The following is a 13981-nucleotide window of genomic DNA, read 5'->3' as shown; positions in this document are numbered from 1 at the left end:
AAGGTCGTGCCCTAAAGGCCGGCCGCGCGCTCCAGATCCGTGGGCGCGCGGCGCTCGACCAGGCAGCCAGCCAAAAGGTCGAAGGGGGTCTGGCCGAAGGCAAGGACGCTCAATCCCAGCACCGCGAGGACGACTCCCTCCACATAGGGCAGGCCGGTCAATGCAAGCAAGGTCAGCAGGATCCAGCTATTGCGGATAAGGGCGCTGGCTACCCCGGGGCGCTGCGCAATGACCTCGAGCTTAAGCGACCACTTGCCCAGCGAGGTTTGCTTCGCAGCCTCCGCCCACACTCGGTAGGCGAAAAAGACCAGCGCTAGCGCCGCAATGTCATAGATCTCGCCGGCGCGCCCTGTAAGCGCTCCGGAGGTGGCGAGGTTTACCAGCCACTTGCACACCACGATGATGGCAGCAGCCAGGAAGGCGTCGATCCACCAGGCCACGACGCGGCGAAAGAGAATCCCAAGGCGCTCGACAATCATGAACGTCAGCCTACCGGTCCGCCGTGCACACAAAGATGGCGGTGCCGGGAAAGAGGGTGCCGCGCTGCGGCGACCACTGTCCCCACGTGATGTCGAGATCCTCCGGCCACTCGGGCTCGACCAGGTTGCGGATTTCAAAAGCGCCGCGAACCTGCAAGGCACGAATCCAATCACCCATTGTGCGGTGAAACTCTGCGTAGGTCAGGTTGCCCTCGCTGTCCTGCTCAAGGTACGCGCGGTCGAAGTAGGACAGCTCCGCTGTGAGACACTGCGGATCGTCGGGAAAGACCCAGCGCATGGGGTGCGGCACGGAAAAGACGAAGCGCCCGCCGGGGCGGAGGACACGGTGGACCTCGGTCAGGGCTGCGTCGAGATCAGCCACGAACGGCAGCGCACCGAAGGCGGAGAAGACCACGTCGAAAGAATCGGTACGGTAGGGCAGCGCCAGAGTATCCGCCTGGACGAGCGGCATACCCGGGCGGGCGTGGTCGAGCATGCCCCGGGAAATGTCAAAGCCGGTGGCAAACCCTGCCTGGTCCTGCAGCCACGCGGTGCAGGGCGCGGAACCGCAACCCAACTCGAGCACCGTGTACTGGGCAAGCTCCGCGGTGCTGCCCAAGAGCCGGGCATCGGCCTCGTGGAGCATCTCCGGGCACCAGTAAAAAGAGGAGAGATACTCGGGGTGGGAGGCATGGTAGGTCGCGGCGTCGCGGTCCCAGTAGACCTGGTTGGCCGTGGAGGGAGAAAACATAAGTCCTTTCGCGGGGCACATTTGCCGTTTTAGCTGCGGGGATGTAGTGTTGGTCGGGCGTGTCTATGACTCGGGACGCGCTGGGCTGCTGTAGGAGGGCTCAGGCGGTCTGCGAGTCGGGATTGAAATCCATCCTAAGCCTTGCGTATTTGCGCTGCTTAAAGACGCTTTTCAAGAGACACGTAACTGTCCATTTACGATCTCCTACGTTTATTCGGAGCATAACTACATGCCAACTTCTAACACCCCTCAGGTTGCGATCAACGACATCGGAACCGCAGAGGACTTCCTCGCAGCTGTCGACGCCACCATCAAGTACTTCAATGACGGTGACATCGTCGAGGGCACCGTGGTCAAGGTTGACCACGACGAGGTCCTGCTCGACATCGGTTACAAGACCGAGGGCGTTATCCCGTCCCGCGAGCTCTCCATCAAGCACGACATCAACCCGGATGAGGTTGTTGAGGTCGGCGACGAGATCGACGCACTGGTTCTCACCAAGGAGGACAAGGAAGGCCGTCTGATCCTGTCCAAGAAGCGCGCACAGTACGAGCGCGCTTGGGGCGCCGTCGAAGAGCTGCACGCCAAGGAGGAGCCGGTTACCGGTACCGTCATCGAGGTCGTCAAGGGTGGTCTCATCCTCGACATCGGCCTGCGTGGCTTCCTGCCGGCATCCCTCGTTGAGATGCGCCGCGTGCGCGACCTGGAGCCGTACATCGGCCAGGAGCTCGAGGCCAAGATTATCGAGCTGGACAAGCAGCGCAACAACGTTGTTCTGTCCCGCCGTGCATACCTCGAGCAGACCCAGTCCGAGGTTCGCTCCGAGTTCCTGCACCAGCTGCAGAAGGGCCAGGTCCGCAAGGGCGTTGTCTCCTCCATCGTCAACTTCGGCGCCTTCGTCGATCTCGGCGGTGTCGACGGCCTGGTTCACGTTTCCGAGCTGTCCTGGAAGCACATCGACCACCCGTCTGAGGTTGTCACCGTGGGCGACGAGGTCACCGTCGAGGTTCTCGACGTCGACCTGGACCGCGAGCGCGTGTCCCTGTCCCTGAAGGCAACCCAGGAGGATCCGTGGCGCGTCTTCGCCCGCACCCACGCTGTGGGCCAGATCGTCCCGGGCAAGGTCACCAAGCTCGTTCCGTTCGGCGCCTTCGTCCGCGTCGAGGAGGGCATCGAGGGCCTCGTCCACATCTCCGAGCTGGCTCAGCGCCACGTGGAGGTCCCGGACCAGGTTGTCACCGTGGGCCAGGAAGTCATGGTCAAGGTCATCGACATCGACCTCGAGCGTCGTCGTATCTCCCTGTCTGTGAAGCAGGCAGACGAGGACTACACCGACGAGTTCGATCCGTCCAAGTACGGCATGGCTGACTCCTACGACGAGCAGGGCAACTACGTGTTCCCGGAGGGCTTCGACCCGGAGACCAACGAGTGGCTCGAGGGCTACGACGAGCAGCGTCAGGCTTGGGAGGCTCGCTACGCCGAGTCCGAGCGTCGCTTCAACCTGCACACCGCGCAGATCGAGCGCAACCGTGCTGCAGCTGCTGAGGCCGCCGAGTCCGCTGCCAACAACTCCAACTACTCTTCCGAGTCCCAGGATGCAGCTCCGGCATCCGAGACCCAGGCAGAGGTTGGCGGTTCCCTGGCTTCCGACGAGCAGCTCGCTGCTCTGCGCGACAAGCTCGCTGGCAACTAAAGCCTCTCACTAGTCTCCCCATTCGGGGCACTAGTTAAGGCGCTCTAGGTCGCTTCTTCCGCCACGGTGGGAGGGGCGGCCTTTCGCCGTTTTCATAGCGTAAGGTGGGCCGGTATGAAACTCATTGGACTTACCGGCGGTATCGGCAGCGGCAAATCCACGGTGGCGCAGTTGCTGGCAGATCAGGGCTGGGCGGTTGTTGACGCCGACCGGATCGCCCGCGACATCGTCGAACCCGGCCAGCCTGCTCTCGGGGAGTTGGCCGCCGCCTTCGGGGACGACATTCTCCGCACCGACGGCAGTCTGGAGCGGGGGCTTCTGGCCAGCCGCGCCTTTGCCAGCCCCGAGCAAACGGATGCGCTCAACTCCATTACGCATCCGCGTATCCAGGAAGAGACCCAGGCCCGCTTCGCCGCGGCGCGCCGCGCGGGGGAGGAGTTCGTGGTCTATGACATGCCGCTGCTCGTGGACAATGGCCTTAATAAGGACATGGACGCCACCATCGTCGTTGACGTGGAGGCAGAGGAGCGCGTACGGCGCCTCGTGGAATTCCGCGGCCTCGATGAGGCGGATGCGCGCAGGCGTATCGCAGCCCAAATTCCCGACGACGTCCGCCTCGCCGCGGCCGACTACGTGATTGACAACAACGGACCCCGCCAAGCGCTGGATGCGCAGGTCCGGGAGGTTGCTACCAAGCTCACCCAGCGTTTCAGCTAGCGTTAGCTAGCGGGTCGCCACCACGTCGGAGACCTCGATGTGGTCGTTGTTTTCCATGTCCTCACCCACAAAGTCCAGGTCGGTGCGCATCAGCATGGTGTTGTAGTCCTTCCACGAGGTCAGCGTGTAGTACAGGTGCTGGTCGTCCTGGTTGGGCAGCACGAAGGGAGCGTAGGTGTCATTGAGCGGCTCGCCGCTGATGACCTTCGTGGTATCGGCGCTGACCAGTAGGCGGCGCGGCGACCACGGGCCCTCCGGCGAATCGGCGGTGCGCATCACGATGCCCTGGCCCTCCACGCCGTACATGGTGACAAACTTGCCCAGGTAGTCGTTGTAGGCCACAGAGAGCTCCGATACCTTGCCATCGAGCACCTCGCTGGCGCGGGACGGGTCTTTCACCCACGAGCCGTTGGAGTAGTACTCGAAGGCGTCCTCGTTGGGGAAGTCCGCCTTCGCAGCGCGGGAGAGGTACGCCGGGCCGCGCCGGCCATTTCCGGTGGTAAAGCGGTAGATATAGCCTGCGTGCTCCATGAAAGCGGACTGCTGCAGCTTTTCAAAGCCAGCCCGGTAGTTCGCGCCACCCGGGATGGGCGTAGACGAGCCATGGCTGGAATTCGTGCGGGTGGATTCATCGACCGCCTGCCAGGTGGCGCCGCCATCGGTGGACTTCATGGTGGCGGCGTAGTTGGTGGACCAGCCAGTCTCCGGGGCGTGCCAGGAGCGCACGGACATGTAGTCCACGTAGTGCACGCCGTCGACCACAATGCCGGCGGTCGGAATGGTGGTGCGCTCGCCATGGTTGTCGCCGTCGCCGACCTTCTGAGAGGGGATAAACTCCTTGGCCCGGCCGGTGCCGGACCAGCCGTTTGAGGTCAGTGCCTCATCAAGCGTGAGCCCGTCGCCGTAGTCCTGGTCGGTGGTGCGCAGGAGCACGTTGGAGCGCCAGCCATCGCCCTCGCTGGAGCAGTCCATGGTGTCACCGAAAACGTAGTAGGAGCGCCCTGCGTTATCGGAGTACGCAATGCCCAAGTCAGTGCCGGACACCCCAAAGTCGAGATCCGTGCGGTTGGGGGAGCCGGTGCCGGTGATGAGCTCCATGATTTGGGTTGGGCCACCGGTGATCTGGCGCTGGTTGTAGTTGCTGCGCTGCTCGCCGCCACCGCGGGAGGAGGAACCGCTAAACAGGGAGCCCAAGGAGCTGGAGGAGCCGCCCGCGGGGCCGGCGGGCTTTGAGGTGAAGCTGCCGGACTTCGAGTACGGGGTGCACGGGGAGGCAAGGGCCTGGGGTGCCTGGGTGACAAGGACGACGGGGGTGAGCGTGGCAATAACTGCTGCGCTGGTGAGTCTGGCGAAGGAACGGAAGGTCATGGTTGCTGATTCTAAAGCAGGGAAGCAACAATTCAATGACTTGGTAGTCAAAATTTACCTATCGCTTCCACGGCGTTCATTTTTCCGGCTTAGTCTCTTCCGGCATGGGAACCTGGGACGTTGGGCCTTTTGATAATCACACCGCGTGCGAAGTGCTCGCGGAACTTCGTGATGGCCACTTCGACCTGGATACCTTCAAGAGCAGCTGTATGGATTCCCCGATTGACGTCGATGACGCGGAAGCAATCATCGCGCTGGGCGCGCTGGCGACGACACCGCCGGAGCGCCTGCCCGCGGGGCTCGGCGTCGAGCACGTACAGATGCTGCGCACCCCGCAAACCCGTGCCTGGTTGCGCAAGCGGATGAACAGGGCGATGGAGCCGGAGACCTCACCCATCTACGCCATGTGGGAGACCACCGATGAGCTGGAGAAGTGGATCCGCTCCACCCGCGCGGCCCTGCCCTAAGGTGCGAGGTTTGTTCTCTGGCACTGGGTAGTGTGCCCGCGTTAGACTGGTCGGCATGGCTTTTGCTGCTGAACATCCCATTCTGCCCGTTTCTGAGCACCGCCCGGTGGGCGAGGTCGAGCGCCGTTCGGGCGAGTTTCACGTTGAATCCGAATACCAGCCGGCGGGCGACCAGCCGGCGGCGATTGCGGAGCTGGATGAGCGCCTCAGCCGCGGCGAGCGGGATGTTGTCCTTATGGGTGCCACGGGTACCGGTAAGTCCGCCACCGCGGCGTGGCTCATTGAGAAGCAGCAGCGCCCGACGCTGGTGATGGCGCCGAATAAGACGCTGGCCGCGCAGCTGGCCAACGAGCTGCGCCAGCTACTACCCAACAACGCGGTGGAGTACTTCGTGTCGTACTACGACTACTACCAGCCGGAGGCCTACATCGCGCAGACGGATACTTACATTGAGAAGGATTCCTCCATCAATGAGGACGTGGAGCGCCTGCGCCACTCGGCCACCTCAGCGCTGCTGTCGCGGCGCGACGTCGTCGTGGTCTCCTCGGTGTCCTGCATCTACGGCCTGGGCACGCCACAGTCCTACCTTGACCGCTCCGTGGTACTGGAGGAGGGTGAGGAAATTGACCGCGACCGCTTCCTGCGCCTGTTGGTCGACATTCAGTACGAGCGCAACGACGTGGGTTTTACCCGCGGCACCTTCCGTGTCAAGGGCGATACCGTAGACATCATCCCCGCTTATGAGGAGCGTGCGGTGCGCATCGAGTTCTTTGGGGATGACGTGGATGAGCTGTACTACATCCACCCGCTCACCGGTGACGTGCTCGAGCGCGTCGATGAGGTGCGTATCTTCCCGGCTACCCACTACGTGGCCGGCCCGGAGCGCATGGCCCGCGCCATGGAGGACATCAAGGCGGAGCTGGCGGAGCGGCTGGAGGACTTGGAGAACCGCGGCAAGCTGCTGGAGGCCCAGCGCCTGCGCATGCGCACCGAGTACGACCTGGAGATGATTGAGCAGGTCGGTTTCTGCTCCGGCATCGAGAACTACTCGCGCCACGTCGACGGCCGCCCGGCCGGGTCTGCGCCTGCGACGTTGCTGGACTATTTCCCCGAGGACTTCCTCACCATCATCGATGAGTCCCACGTGACTGTGCCGCAGATCGGCGGCATGTTTGAGGGAGACATGGCACGCAAGCGCAACCTCGTGGAGTTTGGCTTCCGCCTTCCCTCCGCGGTGGATAACCGCCCGCTGACCTTCGATGAGTTTGAGGAGCGCGTGGGGCAGACGGTCTACATGTCGGCGACGCCAGGTGACTTTGAAATGACGGCCTCCGGCGGCGAGTTTGTGGAGCAGGTCATTCGCCCGACCGGCCTGGTGGATCCGAAGGTCACGGTCAAGCCGACCAAGGGACAAATCGACGACCTGATCGATGAAGTCCGCGCCCGCACCGCAAAGCAGGAGCGCGTACTCGTGACCACTCTGACCAAGCGCATGGCGGAGGACCTGACGGACTACCTGCTGGAACACGGCATCAAGGTCCGCTACCTGCACTCCGACATCGATACCTTGCAGCGCGTGGAGCTGCTGCGCCAACTCCGCCTCGGCGAGTTCGACGTGCTGGTTGGCATCAACCTGCTGCGTGAGGGCCTTGACTTGCCTGAGGTCTCCCTCGTGGCCATCCTGGATGCGGACAAGGAGGGCTTTTTGCGCTCGACCACGTCGCTCATCCAGACCATCGGCCGCGCCGCCCGTAACGTCTCCGGTGAGGTCATCATGTACGCGGACAAGATCACCGAGTCGATGCAGGAAGCCATCGATGAGACGGAGCGCCGCCGCGAGAAGCAGATTGCCTACAACACCGAGCACGGTATTGATCCGCAGCCGCTGCGCAAGAAGATCGCGGACATCTTGGACCAGGTGTATGAGGACGGCGAGGGCTCCGAGGAAGGCGCGGACGCGGACCCGACGTCAATCGTCGAAAAGCGCGATGTGTCCTCGATGGCGGCCGACGAGGTGCAGGCGCTTATCGACGATTTAACGGCCCAAATGCGGGACGCCGCCCGCGAGCTCAAGTTCGAGCTGGCCGGACGCCTGCGCGACGAGATCGCGGACCTGAAGAAGGAGCAGCGCGGCCTCAAGGAGGCAGGCATTTAGCGCCCCGTTTTGCTACGCAGCGCTAACAGTGCGTGTCATACTGGTCATATCGTTAAGGATTAATCACCACTTATAAGGAGCTTTATGCTGAGCTATAACGTCATCGCCGTGGGCACCGATGGTTCCCCGACTTCCCTGCGCGCGGTCCAGTCCGCAGCCTCCATGGCCCGTGCGTACGACTCCACGCTGATCATCGTCTCGGCCTTCTACAATCACTCCGGCTCCATGCTGGGCGCTCCCAACTCCGAAGACGCCCGCGTGCCCGTGGTGAGCGAGGACATGTCGGAGAGCTACCTCAACAACGCCGCGGAGATCGCGCACGAGGAGGGGGCCAAGCACATCGAGATCATCGCTAAGTCCGGTGACCCGGTTAATGCTCTCATCGAGGTGGGCCGCGATTACAACGTGGACCTCTTCGTGGTGGGCAATAAGGGAATCCACTCGGTGCGCGGCCGCGTGTTCGGTTCGGTGGCCACGGAGCTCACCCGCAAGGCACACGGCGACGTCGTGGTTGTGAATACGACGGACTAGGCGGCGCGCCGGCGCGCACATTGTTAAACTAGCGGGTGCGCGAAAGCTTTATATTGTTTGTCACGCGAAGGCCTCAAACGGGGCCCGCGAAGAAAGGTCATCATGAGCGATTACAGCAAGATCGTGGTCGGTACTGACGGTTCCAAGTCCTCCCTGCTCGCAGTGGAGCGCGCCGCTCGGATCGCCGCGGCCTTCGATGCCACCCTCATCATCGGTTGCGCCTACTACGAAAACCAGGAGCAGGCTTCCAAGACCCTGCGCCAGGATTCCGTGACCATTCTGGGCGATGAGAAGGCACAGACCAACCTCACCGCTGGCAAGGAGTACGCCGAGAAGTTCGGTGTCACCAAGGTAGAGACCGCCGTTCGCCCGGGCACCCCGGTACAGGCCCTGATGTCTATCGTGAACGATAACGATGCGGACCTGCTCATCGTGGGCAACCGCGGCATTAACTCCCTGACCGGCCGCCTGCTGGGCTCTGTCCCGGCTGACGTTGCTCGTCAGTCTGACTGCGATGTGATGATCGTCCACACGGTCAAGTAAGCGTCCAGCGTGCAGCGCGCGGCACCCCATTACTGGGGGCCGCGCGCTGAGTCGTTTTCTCCTTGGCTCTAAGAAGGAGCTGTTAGGGCGGGGCTGACTGAGCTTAGGGGCCCAGTGGGCCCGGCGACTGCCGGGACTACAGACGCAGCTTGCGGAAGGCGCGCGAGAGGGCGGTGCCGTCAGCGCCCTGGATGAGCGGAATGGAGATTGTCGCGTGCGCGTTGACCTTGGCCAAGGGAGCCAGGGAACCGTGGGAGAGCAGTTGCTCCTGCGGGGAGAGATTACGGATGGCCACCGCCGCCACGCGATCAGGGTGCTCTGCCACCGCATCGGCATAGGTCAACGGATCGTGCTGCCCGTCGTCACCGATGAGCAGCCAGCGCAGCTTGGGGAAGGCAATGAAGAGATTGCGCAGCTGCACGCGCTTGTGCTCCTGACCGCTGCGGAAGAGCCCCGTGGGAGTCGGGCCCCAGTCCGTGAGCAGCAGGGGACCGCGGGGGAAGCCGTTTTCCTCCATGAAGGTCACCAACGTGTCGTAGGTGTTCCACGCGCCGGTGGACAGGTAGATGAAAGGAACGCCCGGGTGCTCGGCGGCGATGTCGCGGTAGAAGCGGGCCATGCCCTCGACCTGCTGGCGGGTATTGGTGCGCTTGACCCAGGAATTCCACGCAGCAATCATGGCGCGCGGCAGCCACGTCACCATGATCGTGTCATCGATATCGCTGATCACGCCGAACTCAGTGTCCTCACCCACGATGAGCACCTGCGTGGTGACCTCTTCCGCACCGGTGGCGCGAATAGTGACGTCGTGCCAGCCGGGCTCGAGGCCGTGCTCGTGGACTAGCACGTCGATGTAACCGTTGTGGTTACTCTTTCCCGCTACGGTTTGGTCTCCGACGGTGACTTCCACCTCGTGGTTCGGGACCTGGATGGTGAAGAATTGCCGGTATCCGCGCTGGGCCCACGTATCGGTGTTCTCCTCGTCGGGGTCGTGCATCAGCACGCGGCCCAGGACGTGGACGAAGTGCTCGTTACCGTAACCCGCATAGCCGGTGACGGAGGGCTGCCAGCCTTTGCGGGCGGAGCGCTTCAGCGTGAAGGAATTGGTGGAGTGCTCAAACTTACGGGCGATATCGGAAAATGCCATGCGCCCCAGATTATCCGAAAACCTCCGCGTAGCGTCCAGTAATAGTCAACGACTGGGTGGCGCGGGTCAGCGCGACGTAGAGGTTGTGCAGGCCCTGCGGGGAGGCGGCCACGATATCGTCGAGATGTACGACGGTGACGTGGTCGAACTCCAGGCCCTTGATCTCCTCGACGTTGGCAGCGGTAATGACCGCGCGCAGGCGCCCCTCGTCGTCCTTGAACGTGCCAGGCTCGGTATCGGCGGCTGCGTCGGAGGCTGAATCGCTCCAGATGACGTCGATGCCGTCGCGCACCGCAATACTGGGCGTGGCCTCCGGGTTGATCTCCTCCAGGAGCTCGTTGGCCAGTTCCGTAATGGGGCGCGGGGTGCGGTAGTTCACCGTGAGCCCGTGCTGGCGGAAGCGCTGGCCCACGAAAGGCTCGAGCGTCTCCGCCCAGTCGTCAACTCCCGCCGGGGAACCGGTCTGGGAAGTATCACCCACCAGCGTCATCCAGCGCGACGGGCTGCGGCGGAAAATCATGCGCCACTCCATGGGAGTGAGCTCCTGGGCTTCGTCGACGATGACGTGGCCGTAGGCCCACGTGTAGTCTTCGCGGGCGCGCTGCGCGGTGGTGCGCGAGTCCCGGACCTCGTGGCGGCGGGCCAGGTGCTCGGCGTCGATGACGTCGTGCGCGGAGAGGATCTCGGCCTCAAACATGTCGTCGTCGTTGTCGGTGGAATCCGAGGAGGTCAAGATATCGAGCGCATCCTCGGCCTCGGCCACCTGCTCCCGCCATTGCTTATCCTCGGCGGCCCGCTCGGTTTCGGGATCGGGCATGCCGATGAGGACCGCCAATTCGTCGAGAAGCGCCGCGTCCGACGCCGTCCACGCCGCCCCCTCCGCTCGGTACAGGGCAGCACGGGTCTCCTCGTCGTAGGCGCTGGCCGCCGAATCAATGCGCGCGGTGGAGCTCAGCAGCGCCGCCAGCACCTCCGTCGGCGTCAGTTGCGGCCAGAACTCCTCGATGAGGTCGGTGACCCCCGGCTCCTCCGCCAAGTCATCGTGGAGCTGGTCCACGTCTGCGCGGGAGAGCAGGTTGTCTCCGCCGAGCGGGTCCGCACCGATGCGGTCTGCCATCTGCGCGGCCAGGGACTCGACGAGGTGTTCGGCGAAGGCAGCCTGGGCATCGTTGTGCGGCTTGCGGGAGCGGCGGGCCCGGGTGCGCGCGGCCTTGACCATCTGGGAGGTCACGGTGAGCTCGAGGCGATCGATCTCCAGCGTGCGCGGCTCCTCCGGCAGGCGCTGGTAGTCCTTCACTGCGTTGGACAAGATCTCCGCCATGGCCTCGGAGCCCTTGATCTCACGTGCCAGAAGGGACTCCGAGTGGGTGGCGTCGATGCCGGGGAAGAGCGAGGCGATGGTGGAAAGGACCACACCGGTCTCACCCAGCTCCGGCAGGACCCGAGAAATGTATTCCAGGAACGTGGAGTTCGGGCCTACGATGAGCACGCCGGTCGCGGCCAGCTGCTCACGGTAGGTGTAGAGCAGGTAGGCCACGCGGTGCAGCGCAACGGCCGTCTTACCGGTACCCGGGCCGCCTTCGACCACCATGACGCCGCGAGTGCTATCCCGGATGATCTCATCCTGCTCGCGCTGGATCGTCTCCACGATGGAGGGCATGTGGCCGGTGCGGGCACGCTGCATAACGTGCTGCAGCGCGGATTCGCCGGCGACATCGCTCTCTTCGACGGCGGAGTCGCCTTCTAGCACCTCGTCGCTGATGCCGGTGACCTCACGGCCCTTCGTGCGGATGTGGCGGCGCACGTGGACGCCCTCCGGGTGCGCGGTGGTGGCGAGGTAGAAGGGGCGCGCCATGGGCGCGCGCCAGTCCAGCAGCAGGGTTCGATAGTCCTCCTCGCGGGCGTCGAGCCCCATGCGGCCAATGTAACGGCGGTCCAAGCCCTCCGGGGTCGGATTGTCCCCGGGGGCGTCGATGTCAATGCGGCCGAAGACCAACCCCAGCTGTGCCACGTTGAGGCGGTCGAGCTTGGCCTGCAGGCCGTGGTACTCGGTCTCACGGCGCACTAGTGCGTCCGCATCCGGGGTATGCGGATCCACGGCCGCCTGGACCTCGTTGAGGCGCTCGTTCGCCGCCTGGACCTCATTGTCTAGGCGCGCGAAGAGGCCGTCGACATAGGCCTGCTCGCGGGCAAGCTCCTCGCTGAGTGCACTGGCTCTGACCTCATTGTGCGGCTCGGCGGGCGAGACGTGCGAGGCGGATGAAGAATCAGACACAAGGCTCCTTAGGTGCGTGTGAAGGCTTCTCTGTACGGGGAGGGCAGTGGATTGGGGATAGTTGGAACAGAAAAAGAACAACGGCCCAGCATACTCGCTGAGCCGTTGTCCTTACCACCGCCGTGATTTTAGGCAGCGGTGCTGCGGGAAAGTCCGCAGAGATGGTGGGGTGTTTTAGAAGCGGTCACCAAACTTCTTGAAAGCCTTATCGAGCTTCTTGGAGGCTTCCTTCTGCAGCTTCTCGGCGCGCTTGCGAGCCTTCTTCTGAGCGCGCTTGCTGCCAGCGGAATCAGCCTTGGCCAGGGCGGCATCAGCGCGGTCCTGCGCCTTGCCGGCGGCCTTTACCAGGCCCTTGCGAGCGGTGGCGGTGTTATCGCGCGCAGTCTCCAGCCAGTCATCCTTGTTGTCCTCGATGAAATCGCGAGCGGACTCTGCGGTGTCCTCCACGAAGGTGCGGGCGGTATCCAGCCACTCACGGCCGGTGGACTCCCAGTCATCGCGGTTGTCCTCGACGTAATCCTTCGCGGTATCAATCCAGTCGGACGCCTTAGAGGTCACATCGGAGGAGATGTCGCTTGCGCGGTTGGAGAAGTCTTCCGCAAACTTCTGCTGCTCGGTCTTGCCCGGCAGTGCCTGCTGAATCTTCTTGTTCGCGCGCTCGGAGGCCTTAGCGGTGCGCCAGCGCAGGGAGGGCTTGCCCTCGGTGTCCTGCGTAACGATGGCCAAAGCACCCAGCAGGGCGGTGTTGGTGACGAAGTTAGTGCGCTGGGTTTCCTTCTCCTCCTTGGAGTCAGCGGACCAGAAGGAGTTGCCCACCAAGTTCGGCACGTGGGTCAGAGCCAGCACAGCAGCCGAAGTGCGCGGGGCCTTACCCAGCGCCAGGGAGGTGCCGGCCGCGGTCTTTGCACCGCCAAGCGCGCGGGTGACCAGCTCCGGATCGTTCGGGAGGTAACCTGCGTACTCGCGCGGCAGCACCTTGCGCAGGCGCTTGAGCACGGACTCGGTGTCCGCGACGTGCTCCGAGGTGTTGCGGAGGGTATCCACACCATCCCAGACAAACACGGAGGCCAGCATAGGACGGGCAAGCTTACGAATCATAACGTGCTCCATTCAATAGATATGTAAAGACGTTCGTCACACCATACTACGCGGCCGCACTAAATGTCGCCGCCGCATGCGCAGCCGGTGCCTTACAGGTTCTCTAACAGTGGGAGTATTACCAGCGGCGCTCCCACCACTCGTCCAGGTGCGGGCGCTCGGCACCCAAGGTAGTGGAATCGCCGTGGCCCGGGCGCACGATGGCCTCGTCCGGGAAAACGTCGAAAAGCCGCTGCGTGACGTCCTTGTACAGGCGCACGAAGTCACCCTCCGAGGTGGTCTTGCCTACACCGCCAGGGAAGAGGCAGTCACCCACGAAGAGGTTGGGGACGCCATCGATGTCAGCGGCAATAGCTGCGCCACCGGGGGTGTGCCCGCGCAGGATGGCGACGGGGAACTCGTAGCCCTCGAAGGGGAGGGTGTCGCCGTGCTCTAGTTCGACATCGACTGGCGCCGGCAGAGCGGGGGCGTCCAAGAAGGACGCGTAGTGCTTGGCGCCGGTCTTCTCCAAGACCTCCTCGAGCGCGCGGACGTGGTCCCAGTGGCGGTGAGTGGTGAGGACCGCTGTGATGGTGACGCCGTGATCGGTAGCGAGGGACAGCAGGGCGGGGGCGTCCGCTGCGGCGTCGACAAGCAGTGCCTTATCCCCTGCGCACAGGAGGTAGCAGTTGTTGTCCATCTCGGACACGGAAATAGTGTGCAGCTGTAGCGCGTTATTCATGTGTCCAAGCTTACGGGTAGATTCTGATCCCGAACC

13 protein-coding genes are annotated in these 13981 nt (G+C 63.6%); 6 read left to right on the top strand and 7 right to left on the bottom strand.

The window, feature by feature from the left end; genetic code table 11:
- Positions 1-11 precede the first annotated feature (11 nt).
- Together ACKFR8_RS03255 and ACKFR8_RS03250 are read right to left on the bottom strand one after the other, a co-directional pair.
- The gene (locus tag ACKFR8_RS03255) at positions 12-479 is read right to left on the bottom strand and encodes an RDD family protein (RefSeq protein WP_408930568.1); all 468 of its coding nucleotides are present in this window, start codon (positions 477-479) and stop codon (positions 12-14) included.
- Positions 480-489: 10 nt separating this feature from the next.
- Complete coding sequence (locus ACKFR8_RS03250; protein WP_408930567.1) at positions 490-1230, bottom strand: class I SAM-dependent methyltransferase; 741 nt, start codon at positions 1228-1230, stop codon at positions 490-492.
- Positions 1231-1459: 229 nt separating this feature from the next.
- Between ACKFR8_RS03250 and rpsA the strand changes: the two genes are divergently transcribed.
- Together rpsA and coaE are read left to right on the top strand one after the other, a co-directional pair.
- Positions 1460-2923 carry a 30S ribosomal protein S1 gene (gene rpsA, locus ACKFR8_RS03245; protein WP_408930566.1) on the top strand — a complete coding sequence of 488 codons (1464 nt, stop codon included), beginning with the start codon at positions 1460-1462 and terminating at the stop codon, positions 2921-2923.
- A 114-nt stretch (positions 2924-3037) separates the two neighbouring features.
- Complete coding sequence (coaE, locus tag ACKFR8_RS03240) at positions 3038-3640, top strand: dephospho-CoA kinase (RefSeq protein WP_408930565.1); 603 nt, start codon at positions 3038-3040, stop codon at positions 3638-3640.
- A gap of 6 nt (positions 3641-3646) precedes the next feature.
- On the opposite strand, the gene ACKFR8_RS03235 is transcribed toward coaE, so the two are convergent.
- The gene (locus tag ACKFR8_RS03235) at positions 3647-5008 is read right to left on the bottom strand and encodes a DUF4185 domain-containing protein (protein WP_408930564.1); all 1362 of its coding nucleotides are present in this window, start codon (positions 5006-5008) and stop codon (positions 3647-3649) included.
- Between the two features lie 104 nt (positions 5009-5112).
- Here ACKFR8_RS03235 and ACKFR8_RS03230 point away from each other — a divergent pair, with 104 nt between their 5' ends.
- The 4 genes from ACKFR8_RS03230 (at position 5113) to ACKFR8_RS03215 (ending at position 8704) form a co-directional block, all read left to right on the top strand.
- Positions 5113-5475: a DUF4259 domain-containing protein gene (locus tag ACKFR8_RS03230; protein ID WP_296133217.1), complete on the top strand. Its 363-nt coding sequence runs from the start codon at positions 5113-5115 to the stop codon at positions 5473-5475.
- Between the two features lie 55 nt (positions 5476-5530).
- Entirely contained in the window at positions 5531-7630 is a 2100-nt protein-coding gene (gene uvrB / locus ACKFR8_RS03225; protein WP_296133219.1) for an excinuclease ABC subunit UvrB, read from the top strand.
- A gap of 84 nt (positions 7631-7714) precedes the next feature.
- Positions 7715-8161 (top strand): universal stress protein, encoded by a 447-nt coding sequence (locus ACKFR8_RS03220; RefSeq protein WP_296133222.1) that lies wholly within the window; start codon positions 7715-7717, stop codon positions 8159-8161.
- 102 nt (positions 8162-8263) lie between these two features.
- Positions 8264-8704 carry a universal stress protein gene (locus tag ACKFR8_RS03215; protein ID WP_296133224.1) on the top strand — a complete coding sequence of 147 codons (441 nt, stop codon included), beginning with the start codon at positions 8264-8266 and terminating at the stop codon, positions 8702-8704.
- 136 nt (positions 8705-8840) lie between these two features.
- Here the strand turns inward: ACKFR8_RS03215 and ACKFR8_RS03210 are convergent, their stop codons facing one another.
- From ACKFR8_RS03210 to ACKFR8_RS03195, 4 genes are all read right to left on the bottom strand, one after another.
- Entirely contained in the window at positions 8841-9851 is a 1011-nt protein-coding gene (locus ACKFR8_RS03210; RefSeq protein WP_296133226.1) for an App1 family protein, read from the bottom strand.
- 10 nt (positions 9852-9861) lie between these two features.
- Positions 9862-12126 carry a HelD family protein gene (locus ACKFR8_RS03205; RefSeq protein WP_306507894.1) on the bottom strand — a complete coding sequence of 755 codons (2265 nt, stop codon included), beginning with the start codon at positions 12124-12126 and terminating at the stop codon, positions 9862-9864.
- 174 nt (positions 12127-12300) lie between these two features.
- Positions 12301-13224, bottom strand: coding sequence for a DoxX family protein (locus tag ACKFR8_RS03200; protein ID WP_296133229.1), 924 nt, complete (start codon positions 13222-13224; stop codon positions 12301-12303).
- Between the two features lie 118 nt (positions 13225-13342).
- The gene (locus tag ACKFR8_RS03195) at positions 13343-13945 is read right to left on the bottom strand and encodes an MBL fold metallo-hydrolase (RefSeq protein WP_408930563.1); all 603 of its coding nucleotides are present in this window, start codon (positions 13943-13945) and stop codon (positions 13343-13345) included.
- Positions 13946-13981: the final 36 nt, after the last annotated feature.

The organism is Corynebacterium axilliensis (assembly GCF_046097495.1).
GTDB lineage: Bacteria > Actinomycetota > Actinomycetes > Mycobacteriales > Mycobacteriaceae > Corynebacterium.
The sequence above is the reverse complement of the archived record's forward strand: the minus strand, read 5'-3'. Positions and strand labels throughout refer to the sequence as shown.

What these genes read in the sequence shown, in the direction of transcription:
- ACKFR8_RS03200 (WP_296133229.1), bottom strand. Translation starts at nt 13,224, where the DNA reads ATGATTCGTAAGCTTGCCCGTCCTATGCTGGCCTCCGTGTTTGTCTGG.
- ACKFR8_RS03195 (WP_408930563.1), bottom strand. Translation starts at nt 13,945, where the DNA reads ATGAATAACGCGCTACAGCTGCACACTATTTCCGTGTCCGAGATGGAC.
- ACKFR8_RS03235 (WP_408930564.1), bottom strand. Translation starts at nt 5,008, where the DNA reads ATGACCTTCCGTTCCTTCGCCAGACTCACCAGCGCAGCAGTTATTGCC.
- ACKFR8_RS03220 (WP_296133222.1), top strand. Translation starts at nt 7,715, where the DNA reads ATGCTGAGCTATAACGTCATCGCCGTGGGCACCGATGGTTCCCCGACT.
- ACKFR8_RS03250 (WP_408930567.1), bottom strand. Translation starts at nt 1,230, where the DNA reads ATGTTTTCTCCCTCCACGGCCAACCAGGTCTACTGGGACCGCGACGCC.
- uvrB (WP_296133219.1), top strand. Translation starts at nt 5,531, where the DNA reads ATGGCTTTTGCTGCTGAACATCCCATTCTGCCCGTTTCTGAGCACCGC.
- coaE (WP_408930565.1), top strand. Translation starts at nt 3,038, where the DNA reads ATGAAACTCATTGGACTTACCGGCGGTATCGGCAGCGGCAAATCCACG.
- ACKFR8_RS03210 (WP_296133226.1), bottom strand. Translation starts at nt 9,851, where the DNA reads ATGGCATTTTCCGATATCGCCCGTAAGTTTGAGCACTCCACCAATTCC.
- ACKFR8_RS03230 (WP_296133217.1), top strand. Translation starts at nt 5,113, where the DNA reads ATGGGAACCTGGGACGTTGGGCCTTTTGATAATCACACCGCGTGCGAA.
- rpsA (WP_408930566.1), top strand. Translation starts at nt 1,460, where the DNA reads ATGCCAACTTCTAACACCCCTCAGGTTGCGATCAACGACATCGGAACC.
- ACKFR8_RS03215 (WP_296133224.1), top strand. Translation starts at nt 8,264, where the DNA reads ATGAGCGATTACAGCAAGATCGTGGTCGGTACTGACGGTTCCAAGTCC.
- ACKFR8_RS03255 (WP_408930568.1), bottom strand. Translation starts at nt 479, where the DNA reads ATGATTGTCGAGCGCCTTGGGATTCTCTTTCGCCGCGTCGTGGCCTGG.